At 72.6% G+C, this 24083-nt stretch carries 23 protein-coding genes and 1 pseudogene; 6 read left to right on the forward strand and 18 right to left on the reverse strand.

Going from position 1 to position 24083, the window contains the following annotated elements:
• Nucleotides 1-178: 178 nt before the first annotated feature.
• Nucleotides 179-313: a hypothetical protein gene (locus tag ACFVX4_RS14735; protein ID WP_389976275.1), complete on the forward strand. Its 135-nt coding sequence runs from the start codon at nt 179-181 to the stop codon at nt 311-313.
• 647 nt (nt 314-960) lie between these two features.
• Here the strand turns inward: ACFVX4_RS14735 and ACFVX4_RS14740 are convergent.
• The 4 genes from ACFVX4_RS14740 to ACFVX4_RS14755 form a co-directional block, all read right to left on the reverse strand.
• Entirely contained in the window at nt 961-1515 is a 555-nt protein-coding gene (locus ACFVX4_RS14740; protein WP_389976278.1) for a hypothetical protein, read from the reverse strand.
• An 888-nt stretch (nt 1516-2403) separates the two neighbouring features.
• Nucleotides 2404-2673 carry a CoA transferase gene (locus ACFVX4_RS14745; RefSeq protein ID WP_389976281.1) on the reverse strand — a complete coding sequence of 90 codons (270 nt, stop codon included), beginning with the start codon at nt 2671-2673 and terminating at the stop codon, nt 2404-2406.
• A 126-nt stretch (nt 2674-2799) separates the two neighbouring features.
• Nucleotides 2800-3441 carry a hypothetical protein gene (locus ACFVX4_RS14750; RefSeq protein ID WP_389976284.1) on the reverse strand — a complete coding sequence of 214 codons (642 nt, stop codon included), beginning with the start codon at nt 3439-3441 and terminating at the stop codon, nt 2800-2802.
• A gap of 131 nt (nt 3442-3572) precedes the next feature.
• A complete protein-coding gene (locus tag ACFVX4_RS14755; RefSeq protein ID WP_389976287.1) occupies nt 3573-4529 on the reverse strand; it encodes a class I SAM-dependent methyltransferase in 957 nt (318 codons plus the stop codon).
• A gap of 208 nt (nt 4530-4737) precedes the next feature.
• Between ACFVX4_RS14755 and ACFVX4_RS14760 the strand changes: the two genes are divergently transcribed.
• Complete coding sequence (locus ACFVX4_RS14760) at nt 4738-5625, forward strand: LysR substrate-binding domain-containing protein (RefSeq protein WP_389976479.1); 888 nt, start codon at nt 4738-4740, stop codon at nt 5623-5625.
• Nucleotides 5626-5741: 116 nt separating this feature from the next.
• Here the strand turns inward: ACFVX4_RS14760 and ACFVX4_RS14765 are convergent, their stop codons facing one another.
• Nucleotides 5742-6047, reverse strand: coding sequence for a 4a-hydroxytetrahydrobiopterin dehydratase (locus ACFVX4_RS14765; RefSeq protein WP_389976290.1), 306 nt, complete (start codon nt 6045-6047; stop codon nt 5742-5744).
• Between the two features lie 50 nt (nt 6048-6097).
• Between ACFVX4_RS14765 and ACFVX4_RS14770 the strand changes: the two genes are divergently transcribed.
• Entirely contained in the window at nt 6098-6892 is a 795-nt protein-coding gene (locus ACFVX4_RS14770) for a helix-turn-helix domain-containing protein (protein ID WP_389976293.1), read from the forward strand.
• 126 nt (nt 6893-7018) lie between these two features.
• On the opposite strand, the gene ACFVX4_RS14775 is transcribed toward ACFVX4_RS14770, so the two are convergent.
• The 5 genes and pseudogenes from ACFVX4_RS14775 to ACFVX4_RS14795 form a co-directional block, all read right to left on the reverse strand.
• A complete protein-coding gene (locus ACFVX4_RS14775) occupies nt 7019-7444 on the reverse strand; it encodes a zinc-binding dehydrogenase (protein ID WP_389976482.1) in 426 nt (141 codons plus the stop codon).
• A pseudogene (locus tag ACFVX4_RS14780) lies at nt 7365-7640 on the reverse strand (alcohol dehydrogenase catalytic domain-containing protein); the annotation flags it as partial. The pseudogene ACFVX4_RS14780 and the gene ACFVX4_RS14775, both read right to left, overlap by 80 nt.
• A 69-nt stretch (nt 7641-7709) precedes the next feature.
• Nucleotides 7710-8129 (reverse strand): cupin domain-containing protein, encoded by a 420-nt coding sequence (locus tag ACFVX4_RS14785; protein WP_389976295.1) that lies wholly within the window; start codon nt 8127-8129, stop codon nt 7710-7712.
• Nucleotides 8130-8216: 87 nt separating this feature from the next.
• On the reverse strand, nt 8217-9059 hold the full coding sequence (locus ACFVX4_RS14790) for an SDR family oxidoreductase (protein WP_389976298.1): 843 nt from the start codon (nt 9057-9059) through the stop codon (nt 8217-8219).
• A 35-nt stretch (nt 9060-9094) separates the two neighbouring features.
• Nucleotides 9095-9355, reverse strand: a complete 261-nt coding sequence (locus tag ACFVX4_RS14795) for a carboxymuconolactone decarboxylase family protein (RefSeq protein ID WP_389976301.1) — start codon at nt 9353-9355, stop codon at nt 9095-9097.
• Between the two features lie 106 nt (nt 9356-9461).
• On the opposite strand from ACFVX4_RS14795, the gene ACFVX4_RS14800 reads away from it, so the two are divergent.
• Nucleotides 9462-10328 (forward strand): helix-turn-helix domain-containing protein, encoded by an 867-nt coding sequence (locus ACFVX4_RS14800; protein ID WP_389976304.1) that lies wholly within the window; start codon nt 9462-9464, stop codon nt 10326-10328.
• A 606-nt stretch (nt 10329-10934) separates the two neighbouring features.
• Here the strand turns inward: ACFVX4_RS14800 and secD are convergent.
• The 6 genes from secD to ACFVX4_RS14830 all read right to left on the reverse strand — a co-directional run bounded on the left by secD (nt 10935) and on the right by ACFVX4_RS14830 (nt 20045).
• Nucleotides 10935-13238, reverse strand: a complete 2304-nt coding sequence (gene secD / locus ACFVX4_RS14805; RefSeq protein ID WP_389976307.1) for a protein translocase subunit SecD — start codon at nt 13236-13238, stop codon at nt 10935-10937.
• A gap of 30 nt (nt 13239-13268) precedes the next feature.
• Entirely contained in the window at nt 13269-13910 is a 642-nt protein-coding gene (locus ACFVX4_RS14810) for a hypothetical protein (protein ID WP_389976310.1), read from the reverse strand.
• Complete coding sequence (locus ACFVX4_RS14815; protein ID WP_389976313.1) at nt 13907-14731, reverse strand: rod shape-determining protein; 825 nt, start codon at nt 14729-14731, stop codon at nt 13907-13909. The genes ACFVX4_RS14810 and ACFVX4_RS14815 overlap by 4 nt, the downstream gene beginning before the upstream one ends.
• A 398-nt stretch (nt 14732-15129) precedes the next feature.
• Complete coding sequence (gene ligA / locus ACFVX4_RS14820; RefSeq protein WP_389976316.1) at nt 15130-17229, reverse strand: NAD-dependent DNA ligase LigA; 2100 nt, start codon at nt 17227-17229, stop codon at nt 15130-15132.
• 201 nt (nt 17230-17430) lie between these two features.
• Nucleotides 17431-19491, reverse strand: coding sequence for a phage holin family protein (locus tag ACFVX4_RS14825; protein WP_389976485.1), 2061 nt, complete (start codon nt 19489-19491; stop codon nt 17431-17433).
• Between the two features lie 140 nt (nt 19492-19631).
• Nucleotides 19632-20045, reverse strand: coding sequence for a hypothetical protein (locus tag ACFVX4_RS14830; protein ID WP_389976319.1), 414 nt, complete (start codon nt 20043-20045; stop codon nt 19632-19634).
• A gap of 187 nt (nt 20046-20232) precedes the next feature.
• Here ACFVX4_RS14830 and ACFVX4_RS14835 point away from each other — a divergent pair, with 187 nt between their 5' ends.
• Nucleotides 20233-21015 carry an MBL fold metallo-hydrolase gene (locus ACFVX4_RS14835; RefSeq protein WP_389976322.1) on the forward strand — a complete coding sequence of 261 codons (783 nt, stop codon included), beginning with the start codon at nt 20233-20235 and terminating at the stop codon, nt 21013-21015.
• Nucleotides 21012-21632: a DedA family protein gene (locus ACFVX4_RS14840; protein ID WP_385551929.1), complete on the forward strand. Its 621-nt coding sequence runs from the start codon at nt 21012-21014 to the stop codon at nt 21630-21632. The genes ACFVX4_RS14835 and ACFVX4_RS14840 overlap by 4 nt, the downstream gene beginning before the upstream one ends.
• On the opposite strand, the gene ACFVX4_RS14845 is transcribed toward ACFVX4_RS14840, so the two are convergent.
• Nucleotides 21622-22680, reverse strand: coding sequence for an MBL fold metallo-hydrolase (locus ACFVX4_RS14845; protein WP_389976325.1), 1059 nt, complete (start codon nt 22678-22680; stop codon nt 21622-21624). The genes ACFVX4_RS14840 and ACFVX4_RS14845 overlap by 11 nt on opposite strands.
• Nucleotides 22681-22705: 25 nt before the next feature.
• Entirely contained in the window at nt 22706-23965 is a 1260-nt protein-coding gene (locus ACFVX4_RS14850) for an aminotransferase class I/II-fold pyridoxal phosphate-dependent enzyme (RefSeq protein ID WP_389976328.1), read from the reverse strand.
• Between the last annotated feature and the right edge of the window lie 118 nt (nt 23966-24083).

Consider the following 24083-nt stretch of genomic DNA (forward strand, 5'->3'; position numbering starts at 1 on the left):
CTCCAGGAACTGGCCCGCCCCGACGCCCCCGGCCCCGGGCCCCCCCCCATCGTCCCCCCTCCCCCACCCCCCTCCCCCCCACCCCCCCCTCCCCCCCGGTCCGCTCCGCAGGAAGGAACCGGAATAGCAGCGGGCACACCGCGCCCGTCGTCGCGGCTGATCGTTACGGCTGCGCAATGTGGACAGCTGCCTGCCGCTGGAGGTGTACGGCTCCGCCAAGGGCGGTGGCGCCCCGGGCCGGCAGCGGCGGGCCAACAGCCACGGCGCCCAGGGATGGCCGATCGAGCGGCACCTGGAAGCGCCGGAGTGGTGACGCCGGTCAGCTTCACCGGCGGGCTCGACCTGGATGTCGCCGACGGCAGCACGGCGGACGGTGCCCGTGTCCAGCAATGGGAGGACACCGACTCCCCGGCCAGTGGCGGCAGTTGGAGCCGGTGCGGGACACCTCGGGGCATGGGCCGGATACAGGCCGGCATGGGGATGCGTCGGATACGTGCGGACCAGAATTCAAGTGGCCCTTCGACGCCGTGCCGCACGGGCCGTCACTCACTTGGGCCAGACGGCCCGCCGGCCTCCTGGCGGCCGGGCCATGGGCGGCGTCTGCCACGCCGTCGCCACGTTCTGCCGCCCGGTCGCCGGGCCCCGCCGGGCAGCGTGCCGAGAACGAATCCGGAAGCCGAACCCCGGAACCGGAGCCCGGAACCGGAGCCCGAACCGAACCCCGGAACCGGAACCCGGAACCGAACCCCGGAACCGGAGCCCGGTAGCCGCGTGCGGCGCGGCTGTTCCGGTCGGCTGGCAGCGCCTCACCGTCCGGCTTAATATGGGCTGGCAGGTGTTTGAGCCTGCCAGTCGTCGTTCAGGTGCGGGTATCCGACCGGATCACTCCGGTCGGATACCCTGACTGGAGCCCCGGCCCGATTACGGCGGGCCGGGGTTCACGTCAACCGAGTAACTCGGTCACCAGTCGCGGCCACCGTTGTCACGGCCTTCGTCGAAGTGGCGCTCGATCACTCGGAAGCTGCCCACCACTCCGTTGTGGACCCACACGCCGCCCTTGACGTGGCCCGGGAACACCCCGTCGCTGGAGCTGTGCGGACCGACGGTGGCGATGGGGGCGCCGTTGTCGCAGGTGGCCCCACGGAAGACCTCGACGGCCCGACGGCTGTCGTTGCGGACGTTGAGGCTCTTGGAGCCGAGGCCGCTGACCACGGTCACGCAGCCGCCCATCTCGTCGGAGTACGTCCGCTCGTTGATGTGGATGCGACCCTCGTAGTGGTCACGGCCCTCATTGTGGCCACGGCCCTCGTCGCGGCCACGGCTCTCGTTGCCCCTGCCCTCGTTGCCCTTGCCGACGTCACCGCCGTCGAGAGCCGAACCGGGGGCGGCCTGCTGGACGGCCTGGGTTGCCTGGACCGGCTCGGAGGTGGCAGCCGAGGCGTAGGTGATGCCAGTGGCGGCCAGAGCTGCAGCGGCCGCGACGGCGGCCGTAACGATGGTGGAACGGGTAACCATGACGCTTCTCCTGTCTCAGAAAGGTCGGCTGTTCAGTCGACCCGTGAATGAACGTACGCACGAACCTCATACGTGTCATATCGGACACGTCGAAGGTCGGCGCCTACACCCCGGTCGAGTTATATGGAATACGCCATATGCTATTTTCACATGATTAGATTAGATACCAATTGCCTCTATTCATGGGCGAATTGATCCGCCATTAGACCGCACGGGGGACTTCCTGATGCCCACTCACCCTGGCGGCAGCGTGTCTTTTCTTGACACGGTCCGAGCAGCGGCCGGGGGCCCGTGAATGCCGGTCATCCGCGGCCCCGTCCGCGCTTCGCCGACACGGGGTCCGCAGCCCACATTCCACGGCGCCGCACGGCGCCGCACGGCGCCGCACGGCGGTGCCGTGTTGGCCGACTCGCGCCGGATGAGCTGAAAAGAGCTGGTCGGCGGGCGGCCAGCCGTCCAGCCGGTGCCTGAGGCCTGGGGTCTTTCGTTCGGATCGGGCAGGACCAGGGAGCGGGGTCCGGTGTCGTGCGTCACAAGGCGGAGGAGGGAGTCGACGCGGCGCGTCGGCGACTGACGACGACGCGCCGAGGCGCGACACCGGGGCACGCGAGCCCTGCAGGATCCGAACGAGAGGCCCCAGGTGTGCTCGCCGAGGCGCGGCGGCCGCCGTTCGTACCGCGGCGGGGTTCGGGACGGCCCGATGGGGTTGGCCACCAGGCGCATGGGGTCGTCGTGGCCCGCGTCGGCCGGTGTGACCCGCGGGGACAGGCCCCGGGGCGTTCGGCGAGATCGAAGGCGCCCGCGAGGTCGTTGACCGGGCCGCGGGGCACCCCGAGCGGGGCGAGCAGCAGCAGCGAGGACAGCGGATCGACCCCGACGTGCCGACCGTCACCGGTCGCATCGCGGTGGCGCAGCGCCGCCATGCCGCCCGCAGCCGCGTGGCAGTCCGGTGAGCACGTCGACGAGTGCCACACCCGTCTTGACGGGCCGTCCCGGTGCGGGCCCGGTAGCGCTCATCAGCCCGCCGACCGCTTGCAGCAGCAGGTCAGAGCCTGGCAGCGCGGCGCCTTCGCCGACTCCGAACCGGGTCACCGAGCAGTAGACGATGCCGGGGTTGAGCGCCTGGGCGTGCGCGCAGGAGAGTCCGTACTTGTCCATCGCGCCGGGGCGGAAGCCACGACACCCGACAGGGGGGCCGGGAGCGAGGGTGTGCACCGGGTCACCGTCCGGAATCCGCTTCTGAGACGGGGAAGTTGACGGGGGTTGCTTGAGCGACCGGCCCGGTCAGTGCCGTGCCGTGCCCTGCTCCCGGTCGTGGTCGGCGAGCGAGGCGATCCGGGCCGAGGCAGGCTCGTCCAGCAGACCGCGGGTCCCGGGCGCGGTGACCCGTACCCGGCCGGCCATCGATGCGAAGAGGACCAGCTCGTGCCCACTCCGCGCCTCGGCAGCCGCGGCGGCATCGCGCAGCGCCTGGGGCACCGCATCCAGCCCGTGCGCATCGCTCAGCCCGGCGCACGGCCTCGGCCGCAGCCGGGACGCCGCACCATGGGTGAGCGCACGGGCCGGGGCCGGTCCGTCGCCCGGCAGCAGCAGTACCCGCACCCCCGTCGCGGACGGTGCCGAACCGGGGCAGCTCCGCCCGGCGAGATCGCTGCCCGAGGCGCCCAGTGCCCGCCGTGGGCTGTCACCGCGCAGGACGAGCACACACCGACCAGCCGCTTCACGCAGGCACGCCGCCCGGCGGTGGTGCCGGGCAGCCTCAGGCCCGTGGTCAGGAGCAGCTCGCCGCCGCCGAGCCAGGGGGGTGGGATCGGCCAGTTCGATGCTGTGCGCCCACACCACCTCGCGGCCCAGCGCAGCGCGGCCAGCGGGCACGGTCAGCCCGAGCTCGCGACGCCGGGTCAGCCGGTCCAGAGTCACGCCCATGGGTACCCTCCCGCTCCCGGTTCCCGCGCTCCGGCCCGCCGTGTCCCGGGGTCCCGGGAACCCAGCAGGTCAGCGCGGGTGGACCGGCTACGGGCCGGGCTCCCGTCGGCTCTCCGGCCCCGTCAGCCCCGTCAGCCCCGTCGGCCCAGGTGCACGGTACGCGCCGAGAGCAGGAACACATCGGGGCGCCGACGCAGCCCGGCCGGGTCGTCGGGGTCGAGCAGCCGGTCGAGTACGACGATGTCCTCGGCCGTGAGCTCCTCCTCGAACATCTGGCGCCGGCGGGCGAACTCGGTGACGACATGGTCCCGGGCCCGGTCGGAGAGCGGTGCCGGAAGGTCGAGCAGGAAGCTGCGGGTGCCCTGTGGGGCCAGTCCCACCGCGGTGAAGAGGGCGCTCCAGTCCTCGGTCTCCCGCTTGGTGCCGGGCAGCGCCGTCCGCATGTCCTCGAACCGGTCCGCGTTGATCGCTTCGAGCCTGGCCTCCAGACCGGGCCGCCCGATGCCGATGTCGCGCGGAAGCCGGCGGGGCTGCAGTCCGCCCTCGACCAGGGCGACGGTCCCGCCGGGGCGCAGCAGTGCGGCGAATCCGGCCAGGACGGCGCGCTGGTCGCCCATGTGGTGCAGGGCGTTGCCCGCCCAGATCAGGTCCGCCTCCCCCAGCCCGTCGAGGCCTTCGGGGATGTCGGCCCGGTGCGTACGGACCCGGTCGCCGAGACCGAGGCGTTCGGCGTGGTTCCGGGTGCGTTCCAGGAGTGCCGGGGTGCCGTCGACGGCGACGACCTCCGCGTCGGGGAACATCTCGGCGAGCAGGCAGGTGATCACACCCGGTCCGCTGCCGATGTCGAGCACCCGGCGCACCTTCGGGGCCGTGGGCAGCCCGGCGATCCAGCGGGCCGCCTCCTCGTACTGCGGACGACTGACCTCGGCCTCCTGCTCCAGCATCGGCCCCATCACGTCCCAGTCGATGTCGCCGGCGTCCTGATGATGGCCATGAGTGGTGTCGTGGTGGCCGCCGTGGGCCGAGTCCGGATGGTGGGGGGCGTGAGCGGTGTTCTGGGGGTGACCGTGTCCGGTGTGAGTGCTCATGGGGACAAGCCTCACCACGGATCCACCTCACGGCAAGTTCCCTTGCCAGTTCAGCAAGTCACCATCCGGCCGTTGCCGCCCGCCCAGCACCCGCCCGACTCCAGGACACATCTCACCCAACGGACACCCGCATATTGCCGGTACGTCGCCGGGCCCATAACTTGCTTTTATGGACCTGGAGTTGCGCCATCTGTGAACCGTACGTGCCATCGCCGACACCGGGAGCCCGACCAAGGCGGCCGCGACTCTCGGGCTCGCCCAGCCCGCGTTGAGCGCGCAGCTGCGAAGGATCGATAAGGCGCTCGGCGGCCCGCTCTTCGACCGCGACCACACCGGCGCCCGGCCCACGCTCCTCGGTGGGCTGGTGCTCGAACGAGCCCGGGTGGTGCTGCCCGCCGTGAGCGAATTCCAGGAGGAGGCGGTGCGGTTCGCCAACGCCCGGGGGACGATGGAGCGCTTCCGGCTGGGCGGCACGCACGGCCCGCTGCTGGGCGGCCTTGTGGACCGCCTGGTCACCGCTTATCCGACCGCGCCCGTGTCGACGTACACCTCCTGGTCGGGATCCGAGATTGCCGCCCAACTGGTGGACGGACGCCTCGACTTCGCCCTCATCGGGGCCTGTGGGGAGAGCCCGCCACCCGCCAACGACCGGCTGACGTGGCAGGTGATCGGCGTCGATCCGGTCTTCGTGATGCTGCCGGACTCCCACCCGCACGCCGGTGGACAGGAACTCGCCCTCGCCGCACTGGCGGACGAGTGCTGGGCGAACGTGCCGGGCGACGGCTGTTTCGCCGACTGTTTTTTCGGCGCCTGCGCGCGGGCCGGGTTCAGCCCGGTCTCGGTGTATGGGACGGACACGGCTTCCGTCGTCCATCTGGTGCAGGTGGGGCGGGCGGTCGGACTGTGCCGGGCGACGTTTCCGCCGGCCCCGGGGCTGGTGACGCGGCCGATCGTCGGCTCGCCGCTGAGCTGGCGCCATCTGCTGGGCCGGCATCCGCGTTCGGCGGCGGCCGACGCGGCGGTGGGCGCGGTGAGCGGACACACGCGGACGGCGTACGCGGAAGCGGTGAAGCGCAGCGAGAGCTATACGCGCTGACTCGCCGCGCATCCACGGTTCGGCGCCGCGATGTGACACGTCCGCGATGTGACACGTCACCGCGCGTGCGCCGTCCTGAGCGACGCGGCCATGTGACATGGCGCGCGCCGCCGCGGCTACCGCACGCCGTGCCCGGGAGCGATCGCCGCCACCCGCGCGGCCAGGTTCAGATCGTGCTCGGTGACCGCGCCGCCCGCGTCGTGCGTGTTCACGGACAGGGACACGGTGTTGTACCCGAGGGTCAGATCGGAGTGGTGGTTCAGTTCGTCCTGGATCGCGGCGACATGCGTGGTCAGCCCGAGGGCGGCGAAGTGGGTGTGGAGCCGGTAGGTGCAGGTGATCCGGTCACCCTCCAGCGACCAGCCGGGCAGTCCGCCCAGACGGTCCTCGATCTCTTTCCGTGACAGCGGTGCGGCGGGCATACGGCGACTCCCTCATCGGCGATCGGTGCCGGTGACGTTACGGTCTGGGTATGACAACTGTCGCGCTTGACACGGGGGTAGGACCGCTCCTGCGCAGCTGGCGGGAGCAGCGCCGGATCAGCCAGTTGGAGCTGGCGCTCCGTGCCGATTCCTCGGCCCGGCACATCTCCTTCATCGAGACGGGCCGCTCCCGCCCCAGCGAGGAGATGGTCCTGCGGCTGGCCGAGCATCTCGAGGTCCCGGTCAGAGAACGCAACGCCCTCCTGGTGGTGGCCGGTTACGCGCCCCGCTACGCACAGACCGCGCTCGACGACCCGGCGCTGGACGCGCTGCGCGAGGGGATGGAGCGGCTGCTCCAGGCGTACGACCCGTATCCGGCGCTGGTCGTCGACGGTACGTACAACGTGGTGGCGGCCAATCGGGGTATGGCGACGCTGATGGAGGGGGTGGCCGAGCATCTGCTCGTACCGCCGCTGAACGCCATGCGGCTCACCCTGCACCCGGAGGGTCTCGCCCCGCGCATCCGCAATCTGCGGGAGTGGCGGGCCGATCTGCTGGACCAGATGGAGCGTCAGATCGCCCTGGCCCGTTCGGCGGAGCTGCGTGAGCTGTACGAGGAGGTCGCGGGCTATCCCGTCCCGGAAGGCATCGGCCCCGGGCCCGTTGCGTCGCTGCCCTTCGCGCTGCCCCTGCTGATCGAGCACGACGGGCGGGTGCTCTCCTTCGTCTGCTCCATCGCGACGTTCAATACGCCGATGGATGTGACGGTGGCCGAGCTGGCGATCGAGACGCTGCTGCCCGCCGACCGGGCCACCGCCGACCATCTGCGGTCCCTCGTTCCCTGAGGCCTTCCGCCGAGCTGCGCAATGGCCCTTCTCACTTCCTGGGCAGCCGCGCAGGAGGCGGGACGCGCGCCGAACTTCCCTCGGCCTCGACCGGCTGCCCCCTGGCAGAGGTCATCGACCGCCCCGTCAGTCGACGGTCAGGACGATCTTTCCGTGGGCCCGGTGCGAACGCAGGCGTTCCAGGGCTTCGGTGGCGGTGGTGAAGGTGTGGGTGCTGTCGATGAGGGGGCGGACCCGGCCGTCGGCGACGGCATGCAGGAGTTCCCGGCCGGCGGCGGCGATGACCTCGCCGAGTTCGGCGGCCCTGGTGAAGCCGAAGGAGACTCCGCGCAGGCGCAGGTGCCGGCCATGAGGGCGCCGTGCTCGGTGAGCAGACGGTGGGCAGCGCGCATGCCTCCTCGTAGCCGAGTTCGTCGGGCACGGGAAGGACGTGCCGGTGGTCGGCGAGGACGTACTGGGCGAAGCCGGCGGGGCCGGTGCCCATGACGCGCCGGCCCACCGTGGCCTCGGGGACGCCGTCGCCGACCTCGGCGACCTCGCCGGCGAATTCATAACCGGCCAGGTACTCCTTGCCGGTGCCGCCGGTGGTGGGGTCGGCGTCGGTGACCATGGCGGCGTCGGCGTTGTTCAGGGCCACCGTCCGGGCCCGTACGAGGATCTGGCCGGGGCCGGGCCGCGGTACGGGGATCTCGCGGATCTCCCAGGTGGGGCCGGTGCCGCCGAACAGCGCGGTCATGGTCGTGGTCATGCGTCTTCCTCAGGGTCGCGCGGGTGCCCGGGGCCGGCCCGTGTCGGCCCCGGGCCGCTGGCTGCGGGGCTACCGGCTGCGGGTGCGGGGGCCGTTGTACTGCTCGTCGGTGACCTTCTCCAGCCAGGTGGTCTCCGGCCGGTCGTCGCCCGGGGCAGTGCCGTCCCACAGCGCGAGGTGCTGCATGAAGCGGTCCTCGGTGGCGCCGTGCCAGTGCTCCTCGCCGGGCGGGCAGGTGACGGTCTCGCCGGGGTGTGTTTCGTAGACCGTGCCGTCGCGGGTGCCGATCAGCGCGATCCCGGCGACGACGTGCAGGGTCTGCCCGACGGCGTGGTGGTGCCAGGCGGTGCGGGCGCCCGGGGAGAACCGCACCATGTTGGCGCGCAGACGGGACGGCTCCTGGCCGGCGTGGATGACGTCGAACCAGACGTCTCCGTCGAACCAGTCCTCGGGGCCCTTGCCGGTGGGCCGGGCCTTGACGAATTCCACGGGTCCTCCTCGCATGAGGTGTGAGTGTGAGCGGGCTGTGTTGCGTTGCGATGCATTGCGTTGTGTTGCGTTGTGTTCGGCCGCCGGTCAGGCGGCGTCGCCGTGGGCGAGGCCCGAGCCCAGGGCACGGGACGCACCGGCCTGTCCGGTGATCTGCTTGCCCTTGGCCTCGGCGGTGGGGATGGCGTCGTCGCCGGCGACGAACCGCAGGGGCGGTTCGTCCAGGTCGACGACCTTCAGCAGGGCGTCGGCGAGCTTGACCGGATCGCCGGCCTGTTGTCCGTTCATCGACTGCCACATCGCCTTGGTGGACTTCGTCCGCTCGGCGTAGTCGTCGATGGACAGCTCCGCCCAACTGGTGGAGGCGTCCACGAGCAGCTCGGTGCGGAAGAAGCCGGGCTCGACGATCGTGGTATGGATGCCGTACGGCTCGACGTCGAAGCGCAGGGATTCCATCCAGCCCTCGACACCGAACTTGGACGCCGCGTAGGCGACGCAGAACTCCTGGCCGACCAGTCCGGCGATCGAGGAGATCGTGACGACGTGACCGGCGCGCTGCTTGCGCATGACCGGCAGAACGGCGCGGGTGACGTTCATCGGGCCGAACAGGTTCGTCTCGATCTGGGCCCGCATCTGGGCGTCGGAGATCTCCTCGAAGTAGCCGGCCTGGAAGCCGGCGGCGTTGTTGATCAGCACGTCGATCCGGCCGAACCCGGCCACTGCGGCGTCGACGGCCAAGCGTGCGGCGTCCGGGCTGGTGATGTCCAGGGCGGTGACCAGCAGGTTTTCCTGCTCGCCGCCGAGCGCCTCAAGGACGCTGTCGGGGCGGCGGCCGGTGGCGACGACCCGGTGGCCGGCCGCCAGTGCCTGACGGGCGATGTCGGTGCCCAGGCCGCGGCCTGCACCGGTGACGAAGATGACCTTGCTCATGGGACGGGGATGCTCCTGTGTACGGGGGTGGTCGGTCAGTTGTCCGGGGCGCCGTCGGCGGACGCCAGGACGGCCTTCAGCTGTCCGGCCGCGCCCCTGGCGTCGGGCCGGCCCGCGTAGAAGGCCGGATGAGTGATGGCCTCGGTCAGCTCTTCCTCCGTCAGCCCGTTCTCCAGCGTCGGCTCGACGTGGAAGCCGAGCTGGTCGTTCCGGTACAGGGCGATCAGGGCGGTGACGGCTTCCCTGGCCGGAGGACGGCCGCTCTGCCTTCCGGCAGCCTCACCACCGACTCTCACACCGACTGCGGGTCAAGAAAAGGGGAGGGTTTGTTCGTAGGAAGAAGCCTTCATAGGAAGAAACTCTCCCCCCTTCGCGCGGGTCCGGCGATGCGAGACTGGGTCCATGAGCCCCGACCCGCATCTCAACGAGCTGGGAGAGTTCCTCAAGGCCCGGCGGGCCGAGCTCACCCCCCGCACCGTCGGGCTGCCCGACCCCCCGCGGCCCCGTCGCGTCGCCGGCCTGCGCCGCGAAGAGGTCGCGCAGCTCGCCGCGATCTCCACCGACTACTACACCCGGCTGGAACAGGGCCGTCTCCAGGCATCCGCGCCCGTCCTCAACGGCCTCGCCCAGGCCCTGCACCTCGACGACGACCAGCGCAAGTACCTCTTCGGCCTCGCCGGCAAGGAGACTCCCCGCCCCCGGCGCCGCGCCCGCCAGAAGGTCCAGCCACAGCTTCAGCGCCTGCTGGACGACCTCACCGCCACGCCCGCCGTCGTCCTCGGCCGACGGATGGACATCATCGCCTGGAACCAGCTGGCCGCCGCCCTCGTCACGGACTTCGCCCGGATCCCCGAAAAGCAGCGGAATTACCTCCGCATTCTTTTCACCGACCCGGCGATGCGGACTCTGTACGCCGACTGGGAGAAGGTCGCCCGCACGGCCGTCGCACAGTTCCGCATGGAGGCCGCCAAATACCCCGACGACCCCCGGCTCACCGCCCTGGTGGGAGAACTGTCCGTCCAGGACGCGTACTTCCGCCAGTGGTGGGCCGCCCATCACGTCGCTGCCCTCGCGATCGGTTCCAAGACCCTTCACCACCCCGTCGTCGGCGAGCTGTCCCTCGACTGGGACACCCTGACCGCCAGCACCGACCCCGATCAGCAGCTCGTCATCTGGACCGCCGCGGCCGGCACCCCCACCCACGACCGGCTGCGGATCCTCGCCTCCTGGGCCGCCGACCAGCACCTTTCAGCCGCCCCTTCGGAGTGACAGCGCGGGCAGGGTGCGTGGCCGGTCAGCGGGCCCGCCGGTCAGGGCCGGATCAGGAGAAGAGTTCGGAGTCCTCGCCGAACGGCAGCCTGACAGTGTGCCGTCGGCGTACGGGACCCGCGCGGCCTGTCCCCACGACCACGTCGCCGGGCTTGAGGCCGCGCACCCCGGAGCCGGTCCCCTCGACGACGCCGCCCCGGCCGTGGTCACCCTCGGGAACGGGCTCCGGCCAGGCGGCGCTGGGCGAGCGTGGGGCGGGGTCTCAGCGTTCGAGATCTGCCGGGCGGCTTCCGGGTGGGTTTCTCCCGCGCGCCCGACGAGTTCCTCATTGGCGTAGGGGCCGTGGATCTCGGCGGTGTCGATCTGGGTGTCACCCAGCGATCGGGGTGACACCCGGGTCCAGCGCCCGGTGAATCGTGCGGAGGGACTCCGCCGTGTCGGTCCCGGAACCGGTGTAGCCGTGGGACATGCCTCGGGGTGTACATGGCCGAGCCCGGCACCTCCGACCACGACGCCATGGTCCTGCTCGACAGGACCGCCCCCGAGCCGGCGCTCGAAGCAGACTCCGAGCGCCGGAACTGATCCGGAGCAGGCCCTTTTACGGCACTAGACGCGTGCTCCGTTGTCGAGCGGATCCCGGCGTGCCGCCTTCGTCCCGGACCGGCGTCCCGGTGACCGCTTGCGGGCGGGCGGCGGGGCCTTGCTGCTCCGCTCCAGGACGAGGGCGGCCGGCACCGCGGTCAGCACCGAGGAGTACGTGCCGACGCACATGCCGATCAGCAGGGCGAGGGCGAAGTCCGCGAGGGAGTCCCCGCCCAGCACGGCGAGCGCGACGAGGATGAAGAGCGCGCCCATTCCGGTGTTGACCGTGCGCGGGACGGTCTGGAGAACGGCCCGGTCGGCGATGGTGGCCAGAGGTACGCGCCGGGCCTTCGCCCAGAGTTCCCGCACCCGGTCGAAGACCACCACCGAGTCGTTGACGGAGTATCCGATGACGGTGAGGAGTGCGGCCAGGAAGATGCCGTCGACGGTGCGGCCGAGCCAGGCGAAGGCGCCGACCAGGATGATCACGTCGTGGACCAGCGCCCCGACCGAGGCCACGGCGAACGTCCAGCGGAACCGGACCGCCAGATAGGCCAGTTGCACGAGCACGGCGATGCCGAGCGCGATCAGGGCATTGCGCCGCAGTTCGTCGCCGAGGCTGGGGCCGATCAGCTCGTCGCGGACCTTGGTGGTCGTGCCGCCCTCCGCCGCGAGGGCGGCGCGCAGGGCGTGTTCGCCGTCGTTGTCGAGTTCGCCGGTCCGTACGGAGATGTCGCCCGCACCGGCCGTGGTGACCTCGGCGTCGCCGAAGCCCGCGCCGGCCAGGGCGGTGCGGGCCCGCTCCACGTCGACCGGTCGGCTCGTCGAGTACTCGACGAGCCGACCGCCGGTGAACTCGACGCCCAGGTTGACACCGCGCACGACGATCCCGAGGACGGCCACGGCCACCAGTGCGGTGGAGACCATCAGCCAGCGGCCCGGAAACCGCATCAGCCGGGGATCGCGGCGGGTCAGCCAAGTGCGTACCCGGCCGGGGAACGCGATGCCGTTGACGCCCCGGTAGTCGCTGACGAACCGGGAGCCCGCCGCGATCTCGGTGAGTGCGCGGGCGATGACGAGTGCGGAGAACATGGAGGCGATCACACCGATGGCGAGTGTGACGCCGAATCCCTTCACCGGTCCGGAGCCGAGGAAGAAGAGGAGTCCGGCCGCGATCAGCGTCGTCACGTTGGAGTCGGCGACGGCGCTCCAGGCGTTGCGGAATCCGGCGGTCAGCGAGGAGCGCAGGGAGCGGCCCGGATGCTGTGCGTGCTCCTCCCTGGCCCGTTCGAAGACCAGCACGTTGGCGTCGACCGCCATCCCGATGGCCAGGACGAATCCGGCGAGGCCGGGCAGGGTGAGGGTGACGCCGAGGGCCACCAGGGCCGCGTAGGAGATCAGCCCGTAGGCGGCGAGCGCGACGGCGGCGAGTGCGCCGAAGAGCCGGTAGACGACGGTGATGAAGAGTGCGGTGGCCGCGGCGCCGATGAGGGCGGCGCGGGCGCTGGCGTCGATGGCGGCGGCGCCGAGCGTCGGTCCCACGGTCCGCTGCTCGACGATCTCGACGGGGAGCGGCAGCGCGCCGCCCTTGATCAGCAGGGCCAGTTCGCGGGCCTCGTCCGCGCTGAACGATCCGGTGATCTGGGTGGAGCCGGAGGGCAGGCCGGCGTTGCAGCCGACCGACGGGGAGACCTGCGGCGAGGAGATGATCTGCTCGTCGAGGACGATGGCGACGCGGCGCCGGTCGTCCTGGACCGGGTGGCAGGCGGCTTCGCCGGTCAGCCTGGTCCAGTCCCGGCCGGCCTGCTTGTGGAAGTCGAGGGACACGGTCCAGCCGGCGCCCTGCTGGGCATCGAACGCGGCGGTGGCGTCCTTGACGCCCGCGCCGGAGAGCCTGGCCGGGCCGAGATCGAGGGCGCGCCCCTGTTCGTCGGGGAGGGTCGGCCCCGCTTCGGCCCTGCGCTCGTCCCCGCTGTCCGGGCCCTGGATGGCATGGAAGCTGAGCTGAGCCGTTCTGCCGATGATTTCCGCGGCCTTGCGCGGGTCCTGGACGTCCGGGAGTTCGACGATGATCCGGTCCTCGCCGGAGCGGGTCAGGGTGGGTTCGGCGACGCCGAGCGAGTCGATGCGCTGGCGCAGCACTTCGAGTGTGCGGTCGGTGCTCTCCCGGTCCGCCTTCGCGGTGTCCGAGTCCTTGGCCTGGAGCACCATTCTGGTGCCGCCCTGAAGGTCGAGGCCGAGTCTGGGTGACATGGTCAGCGTGATGAGCACGGAGACGAGCAGCACGGCCGCAGCCAGAACCGCTCGCACCGTGGTGGCGCGAGTCATGGTTTTCCTCCGAGGGGGCGCCGGGCGCCCTCACCTCGGCAAGGGCGGCACGGCGGCTCTGTGGGACGGGACCGGTGGCAGGACCGGTGGCCGGTGAACGGCCGTCCATGGAGGCCCGCGTACGCCGGGGAGCGCGACGCGCGACTGGTCGGTGGCACGAGGGGGCGCGGCGGGGGCCGGCCGGTGGGCCCGTTGCGGAGCGTGGATGCCGGGCGCGCCGGCCGGCAGGACGTCGGGGCCGGGCGGCGGGAGGTGATGCGCGGTGCGGGCCTGGTCGGTGCCGGCCCGGGGCTGGGGCAGGGGTGTGGTCTGCGGCCGGTAGCGGTGGTGGTCGGTCGCCGTGGCCGTGCGGGTGCGCCGGGAGTCCTGGAGGGGGCCCGTGCGGGTGCGCCGGGGGTCGTGGACGGTGCCCGTGCGGGCGGTCCGGTCGGTGTGCGGGGTGGGCTGGTGGGCGCCGGGTGAGTACGCGGCGGAGGGCGGCACCCCGGCGAACAGCCGGGCGGGGAGCGCGGATCCGGCGGCTGCGGGGGTGCCGCCGACGACGGTGAGGACGGCGAGCAGGAGTGCGGCGAGGACCAGCCGGGCCGCCCGCCCGGTGCCGCGGTGTGCCGGGGCGCCCGGCCGTGCCCTTCGGGGCGCGTTCCCCGGGGGCGGCCCCGGGAGGGGGGTCACCCGGTTCGGCCGGTCAGGGCCGGTGCCGCGCCGGCCTGGCGGAGTACGGAGCCGAGGACCATCCCGGCGCCGCGTACGACCGCGGTCGCCGGGTCGTCGGCGAGACGTACCGGGACCCCGAGGCGGACCGCGATCCGGTTGGTGATGTCGGGGCGGGTGGCACCGCCCCCGATGAGCAACGGGCCCTTGCGCAGGGCCCCGAGGACGGCCCCGTGCCGGTCCTGCTTCCACATCTCCGTGATCATGTCCAGGACGGTGCGGACGACGGCGGTGGGCGGCTGCGCCGGGTCGAGGTCGCCCAGCCCCGTCTCGGCCTGGCGGGCGTCGCGGACCTGCCCGTCGACGAGCAGGGTCGTCTCGGTCAGTCCCGCGCCGATGTCGACGACGAGCAGCGGGCCGCCGTCCCGCGGTCCGGCGTATGCGGCGGCGGCCCTCGCGCTGTCGAGGGCGATGACGGTCGTCGGCCCCAGGGCGGCGATCAGTTCCCTCGCCGCGGCGCGGTGCCGGGCCCCGGCGAGGACGGGGTGGCTGAGGACGATCACGGTGCCGGTGCGGTCCGCGCCCAGTGCCGTGTCGGCGATACGGCCGAGCATCCGGCCGCAGGACTCGGGGTCGACGATGCGCCCCCGCCGGACCGGGCCGCCGTGCGCGCGCCCCGTACCGAAGTCGCCGCAGATGTCGGTGTCGGCCATGAGGCCCTGTCCGGGCACCCAGACGCGGGTGCGGGAGCTGCCGAGATCGAGGGCGAGGCCACGGGTGACGCCCTTGTGGTCCTGGCGGACGGACGGGCCGAGTCGTCGTCCGTCGTGCAGAGAACGCATCGCCCCTCCCCCCGGCCCGCCACCGCGGCCGCGCACACACCCATGAACCCGCTGATAGCGAGGCATGGCCGAGCTCTCACTATGCAATAGGGAGGCAAAGAAAGCCACTCCCAGGCAAAATCCAAGGGCTCGGCCGCTGGGGCCTGTCAGGCAGATCAGGGTCGGACAGGCCCCGGGCGGCCTCCGTCGTGCCTCAGAGCCTGTCGGGTGACCTCTGATCGGGCGGCCACGCCCTGGCGCGCACGCTTCCGGCGTTGCCGGGATGGCCTAGTAGCTCCTTCCCCGAACTCTCAACTTCGTTCGAGCAGGGGAGACCCCATCCGAGGCCATCCCGGCGCCTTGGAATCGCACGCACCATGCCGCGTCCGCTCTCCGATCGAAGGTCACCCGACAGGCTCTCAGACCTCCGACGGCAGGAACACGGCGACCAGTTCGGCGAACTCGTCCGGCGCGGCGATCCGGACGCCGAGGTCCTCCGCCTTGGTGCGCTTGGATCCGGCCTTCTCCCCGGCGACCAGGAGCGAGGTGCGCTTGGAGACGCTGGACGAGGACTTCCCGCCGGCCCGCTCGATCAGCTCGTTCATCTCGTTCCGCGAGAGCTTCTCCAGGACGCCGGTCATGGCTCCGGTGACCACCACGGTCATCCCGTCCAGCGGCAGACCGGCGCCTTCCCCGTCCGCGGCGGCGGCCGCCTCCTCGCCCTCCTCCCCCGGCGGGGGCGGCGGCGTGGCGCCGGGCTCCGTCATGTTGACCCCGGCGGCCACCAGCTTCTCGATCAACGGGGCCAGTTCCACCAGCTCCGCGACGACGCCCGCGGCCTTCTCCTTGCCGATGCCGTCGACCCGCTGGAGTTCCTCCGCGTCGGCCGCCCTGATGCGGTCCATGTCCGCGAAGTACCGGGCGATCCGCCGCGACATGGAGCGCCCGGTGCCGCGTACCCCCAGCGCGCAGAAGACCCGGGAGAGCGGCTGGGTCCGTGCCGTCCCGATGGCGGCCAGGAGATTGTCGGTGCTGGTCTCGCCCATCCGCTCCAGGCCCAGCAACTGCTCGCGGTCGAGGGTGAAGAGGTCGGCGAAGTCGGCCACCAGCCCGGCGTCGACGAGCTGGACGACGCGGGTCCCGCCGAGGCCCTCGATGTCGAGCTGGTCGCGGCCCGCCGCGTACGAGATGGAGGCGACGAGCCGGCAGTCGCGGCCCCGGACACAGCGCCAGCGCTGCTCGCTGGTGTCTATCTCGGAGCCGCACTGCGGGCACGCCTCGGGGAAGTCGATCGGCTTCTCGTCACCGGTCCGCAGATGGGCGACGGGGGCCTCGATACGGGGAATGATGTCGCCCGCCTTGTAGACCATCACCCGGTCGCCCAGGCGCAGATCGCGGCGGGTGATGTCGGCGGGGTTGTGCAGCGTGGCATAGCTGACGGTCGAGCCGTCGATCTCGACCGGCTCCAGCACGGCGCGCGGCGCGATGATGCCGGTCCGCCCCACGTTCCATTCGACGCCGAGGAGCCGGGTGACCTTCTCGACGGCCGGGAGCTTGTAGGCGATGGCCCAGCGCGGCGCCCTGCTCCCTGATCCGGCCTCGCGCTGGTCGGCCGCGAGATCGGCCTTGATCACGATGCCGTCGATGCCGAACGGCAACGAGGCGCGCAGGGCCGCGACTTCCTCGACCCGGCTCTGCACCTCCTCGACGGTGGTGACGGTGCGCGGCGCCACGTCCGTGTCCGCCGCGGTGTGCACGCCGAGCCGGGCGACGTGGGCGAGGACCTCGCTGTGCGGGAGTTCGGCGAGGGTGTCGGCCAGCTCGCCGGAGTCGGGCAGCGGCAGGGCGCCGTAGGCGAAGAACGTCATCTCCACCGTGTACGCGCGGTCCTTGGCGCGGAGGGTGCCCGCCGCGCCGTTCCTCGGGTTGGCGAAGGGGGCGCCGCCGTGTTCGGTGCGCACGGCGTTGGCCTGCTCGAACTGCTCGGTGGTCATGAGGATCTCGCCGCGCATCTCGATCGTCACCGGTTCGGCGAGCTGCTCGGGCAGGCCCACCACGGTGCCGATCGCATGCGAGACGTCCTCGCCCGCGGTGCCGTCGCCGCGGGTGATCAGCTGCTCCAGGCGGCCCGCCCGGTAGCGCGCCGCGACGGCCAGTCCGTCCAGCTTGGGCTCCACGCTCCATGCCGCGACGGGACGGCCGATCCGGCGTTCCAGCGATGCCGTCCAGGTGACGAACTGTTCGGCCGAGAACACATTGTCCAGCGACAGCATCGGCACCGTGTGCGGCACGTCGCCGGTCGCGGCGCCGCCCGCCACCTTGCCGGTCGGGGAGGCGTCCAGTACCTCCTGCGGGTGCTCCTGCTCGTAGGCCGTGATCCCCCGCACCAGCCGGTCGTAGGCGTCGTCGTCGAGCGTGCTCTCGCCCGTGGCGTAGTACGCGGCGGCGGCCTGCGACGCTTCTTCGACCGCGGCGGCGTAGGCGGCGGTATCGGCGAGCACAACAGCTGAGTTCGTCATGACCCCCATCCTGCCGCCCACCACTGACAACGCCCCTCAGAGGCTGTCGGGTGACCTCGGACCGGGCGGCCACGCCCTGGCACGCACGCTTCCTGCGTTGTCGTCGGTCGCCAACGCTCCGCGTCGCCTCCCTCCTCCGCCTCGGAATCGCACGCACCGGACCGCGTCCGCTTTTCCGGTCCGAGGTCACCCGACAGCCTCTCAGCCGGCCGCCTGGACCGTGCCGTCCACTTCGTCGGCGCCACCCACCGCACCGGGCGCCGACAGAGGGATCTGCGGACCCGAGCACTCCCGCAGCCAGCGCCGCAGCACCTTGTGCACCTGTTCGGCACCGACCAGCTCCGTGTCCGGCGCCACCGGCGCGGACAGAGCGGCCGGCCACAGCAGGAACGGGCGGGACTGCTCGCCGCCCAGACCGCCGTGCGAGCCGATCTGCTCCTCGAAGGCGTGCACACAGCCCGTGGTGCCGTCGTACATCGAATTGACCATGATGTCGGCGACGTGCGGGAAGGTGTCCGTCCGCCGCACCGCCGCAGCCGCGCCGGGGCCGAACGGGGCCAGTGGACCTTCCCCGTCGACCAGCTCCGAGACCGGGATCTCCGTTCCGCCGCGGCCCAGCACCACCGATCCGTGGCGCTCGCTGCGGACCAGCAGGAAGCCGATGCCGGGGTGGTTGGCGAGGGTGCCGAGCAGGGCGGGGTGGCTGCGGTGGAGCTGTTCGCGCGAGGCGCGTCCCTCGATGTCGGGGAAGGAGATCAGGCCGAGGTTCCCGGAGGCGAGGACCACGGGGTCGGACGGCTTCGCCAGGTGTTCCGCCGCGCCCTCGTCGACCGGCCGGTGCAGGGCGATCCGTACCGCGTCACGCGCCTCCGAGCCGCTGCGGGTGCGCTGCGCCCGACGGGGCACGGGCAGCCCGCAGCCCGCCCGCACCAGGTCCTTGAGAGTCAGCCCGTACGCCCCCGCGAAGGTCTCCCCGGGGCTCTGTCCGTGGTCGGAGAGCAGCACGATCCGGTAGGTGCGCGGGGTGTGCTCGGCGACCTTGACGATCAGGGCCAGCGAGCGGTCCAGGCGCGCGAGCACCTTCTCCGCGTCGCGGCTGTTCGGTCCGGAGTGGTGCGCCACCTCGTCGTAGGCGACCAGGTCGGCGTAGACGGCGGTGCGGCCGGCGAACATGTCCCCGATGACGGCGGCGACCACCACATCGCGTTCGACGACGGTCGCGAAGGCCCGGATGAAGGGGTACAGCCCGCCCCGCTTGATCCTGGGCGTGACCTTCCGCATCCGCGCCCGGGTCGACTGGCCGATCTCGCGGCAGACCTCGGCGACGAACGACAGCGCGGTGCGTACGGCGTTGGCCGGGTCGGAGAAGTACGCGAAGTACCCGGCCCTGGAGCGGCGGCCCTTGCCGAACCGGGCCGCCATGGACAGGACGAGCGCCAGCTGGCCGGCGCCGCCGCTGAAGAGGTTGCCGCGGCTGGCGCCGTCCAGCGTGAGCAGCCCGCCGTCGTGGGTGCGCGCGATGGCCCTGCGCTGGAGTTCGAGGGCGCTCGCGGGTCTGCTGGAGACCATGACGTCGCCGGTCTCCTTCTCGTACCAGCGGAAGGCGGGGACGTCGTGGTTGCTGCCGTGCAGGATGCCGAGCTGGCTGGCCCCGGTCTGGCTGGACCAGTCGGTGCGCCACGGGGTGAGCCGGTGCCCCTCCTTGTCCGCCAGCCACTGCGCGACGGTCGGCATCAGGCCCTCGTCGGCGGCGCGGGCGAGCACGTCATGACCGACGCCGTCGAGCTGGATGAAGACGGTGCCCGGCGGTCCGCTGCGCCCGCTGTCCGCACCGCTGCGCCGTCGGCGGCGGACGGCCAGCCGGGAGAGCCTGCGCCGGTAGGCGTTGTCGTCGCGGACGGCGAGCGCGGTGGAGGTCGCCGAGGCGACGGCGGACATCACGGCCGCGACGACGACGGCCGTCTGCGGGTCGGCGGCACCGCGCCCGTCCGGGATGAGCCGCAGGGCGAGCAGCAGCAGCGAGCCGTTCAGGAAGAAGACGAGCAGCCCGAGCACCAGCGCGGGCACGATGAGCAGCGCCCTCACCAGGACGGGCCAGACCAGTGCGGAGAGCAGACCGAACGCGCCGGCGCCCCAGGCCGCGGTGAACGCGATCTTGGTTATGCTGTCGCCGTCGTCCGACTGGAGCTGGAAATCCGGCAGAATCCCGGCGAGCGCCAGCATCGTGAGCGTCGAGACCGCCCACACCAGGACCACTCGCATCAGGGCGCTGCCGGCCGTTCGCCATCGCCCGTCGTCCACGCCGTTCCACCTCACATCCGGACCCCGCCGTTCCGGGCCCTGGCCCCCCAGCTTTTCACAGCGGGCCCGCGGGCCACCGGCCACAGCGGCTGGCGGTCGGGTCAGCAGCCGTCGTAACCGGCGGTCGGCATGGAGAGTCTGCGGTGCACGCTCGCCTTCGTACGGGCGTTGTACGGCGGCTCGTCCAGCCCCGCGATCTCCAGCCGCACGCCGCGCCGCTCGCACTCCGCGGCGAACTCCGGCACCGAGGTGAGTGCCCGCGCCAGCACGCGGTCGTTGGCGGCGACGAACAGTTCGATGTCGCCGCTCTCGACATCGGTCCACAGGGCGTGGTGGTCGGGGCGCAGTCCGTAGAGCCGCAGCTGCCGGGTGACGACGTATCCCTTGTCCGCGGCCCAGCGGGCGCACATGTCGTGCTGGCTGCGGGTGTCCACGAGGAACGGATCGCTGTCGAGCTCTTCGAGCGGTGTGAGGCTGGCGATGGCCGCCACCCGTACGTCCGTCACGTCCCCCATGGCCGTTCCCCCCGTGCTAGGCGTACCGGCGACCCTACCTTCCGGACCCCCGCGCAAGAAGGCGCGTGCCGGGAGGGCGGGAGTGCGGAGCACGGGCCCGGAACACCTGTGCGCCCCTGCCCCGGCCCAGCCCTTAGGCTCGATGCCGGGGCCGGAACCGAGGAGCCCGGGAACGAGGAGGCGTCGCGTGCCGGTGGAAGTCACCTGGTGGGGTCATGCCACCTGCACCATCGAGGACTCCGGGGTCCGGGTGCTGACCGATCCGCTCTTCGCGCGGCGCTTCGCGCATCTGCGCCGCCGGCGCGGTGAGCTGCCCGGCCCCGAGGCGGCGGTCGCCGATGTCGTGCTGGTCTCGCATCTGCACTCCGACCATCTGCATCTGCCGTCCCTGGCGAGGCTCGCCCCCGGCAGCAGGCTGGTCGTGCCGCTGGGTGCGGTGCGCTCCGTGCCGGGACTGCGGGTGCTGCGCTCGGCACGCGGGCTGCGGATCACCGAGGTGGCCCCGGGCGACGAGGTCCGAATCGGCGAGGTGCGGGTGAGGGCGGTTCCGGCGATGCACGACGGCAGGCGCCTGCCGGTGGGCCCGCATCGCTCCCCCGCGCTCGGCTTCGTGGTCGAGGGCGAGGCGCGGACGTACTTCGCCGGTGACACGGGGCTCTTCGACGACATGGCGCAGGCGGTCGGCCCGGTGGACGTGGCGCTGCTGCCGGTGGGCGGCTGGGGCCCGTATCTGGGCCACAGCCATCTGGACGCGGGCCGGGCGGCGCAGGCGCTGGCCCGGCTGGCGCCGCGGTCGGCCGTGCCAGTGCACTACGGCACGTACTGGCCGATCGGCATGGACGGGATCAGGCCGCACGAGTTCCACTCACCGGGTGACGAGTTCGTCCGCAAGGCGGCGCTGCTGGCGCCGGAGGTGTCCGTGCACCGGCTGTCCCACGGTGAGCATGTGCGGCCGGAGGCCGCCAGGTGATCCAGCAGGTCGTGGGGCAGCTGCCCCCGGAGTCGACGCAGCAGGCGGTCGGCTATCCGTCCCTGTTCCTGCTGGTGGCGCTGGGTGCGCTGGTGCCGGTGGTGCCGACGGGTGCGCTGGTGAGTTCGGCCGCGGTGGTGGCGCTGCACCAGTCGTCGCCGTTCTCGCTGCTGATCGTCTTCGCGGTGGCCTCGGCCGCGGCGTTCCTCGGGGACATCTGCCTGTACTGGCTCGGTCAGCGCGGGGTGCGGTCCAAGAACGGTTCGAAGTGGCTGCGGACGATCCGCGACCGGGCCGCCCCGGAGCGGCTGGCGCAGGCCCAGCAGAAGCTGGACGAGCACGGTGCGGCGGTGCTGGTGCTGTCCAGGCTGGTGCCCGCGGGGCGGATTCCGGTGATGCTGGCCTGCCTGCTGGGCCGGATGCCGCTGCGCCGGTTCGCCCGTGGCGATGTGCCGGCGTGTCTGGCGTGGGCGGCGACGTACCAGCTGATCGGCATTCTGGGCGGTTCGCTCTTCCCCGAGCCGTGGCAGGGAGTGGTCGCGGCGGTGGGTCTGACGCTGCTGATCAGCGGGGCGCCCGCGGTGTGGCGGAAGGCGCGGGCCCGGTTCAGCCACTGATCGTGCGGGGTGCCGGCTCCAGTACGCGCGAGGCACCGATCGGCAGGTCCCAGAGCAGTGCCCGGGGGTGTCCGGCCCGCTGCCAGGCGGTGCGCAGCCGGGTCAGCGGTTCGAGTACGGGTTCCGCGGAGAGCAGGAAGGTGGCCCAGTGCATCGGCGCCATCGCGCGGGCGCCGAGATCCTCGTAGGCCTGCACGGCCTGCTCGGGATCGGTGTGCACGTCACCGAGCCACCAGCGCGGTTCGTACGCCCCGATCGGCAGGAGGGTCAGGTCGATCCCGGGGTACCGGCTGCCGATCTCGCCGAACCAGTGCCCGTACCCGGTGTCCCCGGCGAAGTGGATCCGCTGTCCGCCGGGGCCGGGGGTGCCGATGATCCAGCCGCCCCACAGGGAGTGGCAGGTGTCGGTGAGGGTGCGCTTGGACCAGTGGTGGGCCGGTACGAAGTCGAAGCGGACCCCGTCGAGCTCGGCCGATTCCCACCAGTCGAGTTCGGTGACGCAGGTGAAGCGGCGACGGCGGCACCAGCGGCCGAGCCCGGCGGGGGCGAAGAGCGGGGTGTCCTTGGGCAGTCTGCGCAAGGTGGGTGCGTCGAGGTGGTCGTAGTGGTTGTGGCTGATGACGACGGCGTCCACGGGCGGCAGGTCCTCCCAGCGGACGCCGACCGGGGTGATCCTGGCCGGAGTCCCGAGGATGCGGCGGGACCAGACGGGGTCGGTGAGGACGGTCAGCCCGCCGGTGCGGATGATCCAGCTGGCGTGCCCGGCCCAGGTGAGGGACGTGCTGCCGGTGGGGACGGCCGGCAGTGGTTCGGGGGCGTAGGGGAGGCGGTGGATGCCGCGCAGTCCTTCGGCGTTGGGCCGCAGGGCGTGCTCACGGGCCAGCCGGGACATGCTCATGACACCCGGGAGTGGCGCGGTGAGCCGGTCGGCGAAGCTCCTGGGCCAGACCCGGACCTCGCCGAGCGGGCGCGGTCCGACGATCCTGCCGCGAGACACGTGGGGCGGCTGCGTGGTCCCGGTGCGGGAGCGCTCGGTCTGTTCCGTCATCGAGAGACTCCCGTCTCGCAGTTCCTCATCGGAGTTCGTCGAGGGCCGTTCCGAAAATGCTCAGGGCTTCGGCCACATGCGGCAATTCCAGGGGCGCCACAGCGGTGAGGGACTCCATCTGCTGTTCCGGGGTCGACCCGAGCAGCGTCCCGGTGCCCAGCCGTACACGCAGCGCCCCCAGTTCGTCGCCGAACCGGTGCCCGCCCGGCGTCGGTGCGCCGAGACGTTCCGTCAGGTACTCCTCCAGCTCCAGCGAGTCCGTGACGCCGCGGCCCGCCAGCCGGGATCTGAGCGGTCCGAGATCGGCGTAGAGATGCCGGCCCGCCTGCGGGGGCCTGGCCAGCGCGCCCGACGCCAGGACCGCGCGGTGGGCCGCGGCGGCGACCCGGGCCTGGAGCGCGGCGGCCCGGCGGACCCGGTCCGTCACGGCGTCCGGTTCGCGCAGCGCGTGGGCCGCGGCCATGGCGACCGGCCCCGCGACGAGCGCGCCGAGCGCGGTGAGGATGTCGAGCGTACGGGCGTGGCGCACCGCGGCCCGTTCGGTGTCCGGGAACCGGGCGACCGCGACCGGCCAGGCCGACGGGGTCAGCGCACCGGCGAGATCGCAGACGACCGTGACATCGTCGGGGCACATCTCGGCCGGGCTGAGCAGGACCGTGTCGTGCGGCCGGTGCAGGGTGTCGCGCCAGGTCTCGTCGCTGATGACGTGCAGCCCCTCGGCGACCGCCGCCTCGCACGCCTCGCGCACCAGCTCCGGCGGGGCGACGGTGGCGGTCGGGTCGTCGACGACGGAGATCAGCAGCAGCCGGGGCCTGCCGCCCTCGGCGCGCACCCTTCGCACGGTCTCCAGGAGCGCGTACGGATCGGGCACGCCACCGCACTCGGCCGGGGTCGGCACATGGTAGGCGGGCCTGCCGAGCAGCCGGGCCTGCGGGATCCAGGTGGCCGTGCAGGGGCGCGGCATGAGCACGTCGCCGCCGTGCGCGGCGATCAGCGCGAGCAGCAGCGGCGAGGCTCCCGGGGCCGCGGCGACGTGCTCCGGGCCGCCGCGGAGTCCGCGCCGCTCCCAGTAGACGGTCGCGGCCTCGCGCAGCGCCTCGCTGCCACCGGTCGGCTCGGGTTCGCTGCGGCCCGCCGCCGAGGCGAGCACCTCGGCGAGCTCGGGCAGCACGGGCAGACCGGGGTCCGGGGCGGGCGGCCCGTACCTGACGGGGCCCCGGTCCTCGCGTACGGAGCGCGCGCCGCCCTCCGTACGTCCGGCCCGCTCGGTCCGCTGCCGCGCCATCCGGGCCTCCTTCGCCGCCGCCCCGTCGCCCTGTCGCGTCGTCTCGCACTCAGGGCCCTTTATACGAGGGTTCGACCGACCGCGGGCGACGGAGGGGGGGAAGGGGGGGGGGGGGGGG

It is taken from the genome of Streptomyces sp. NPDC058240, from assembly GCF_042882135.1.
GTDB lineage: Bacteria > Actinomycetota > Actinomycetes > Streptomycetales > Streptomycetaceae > Streptomyces.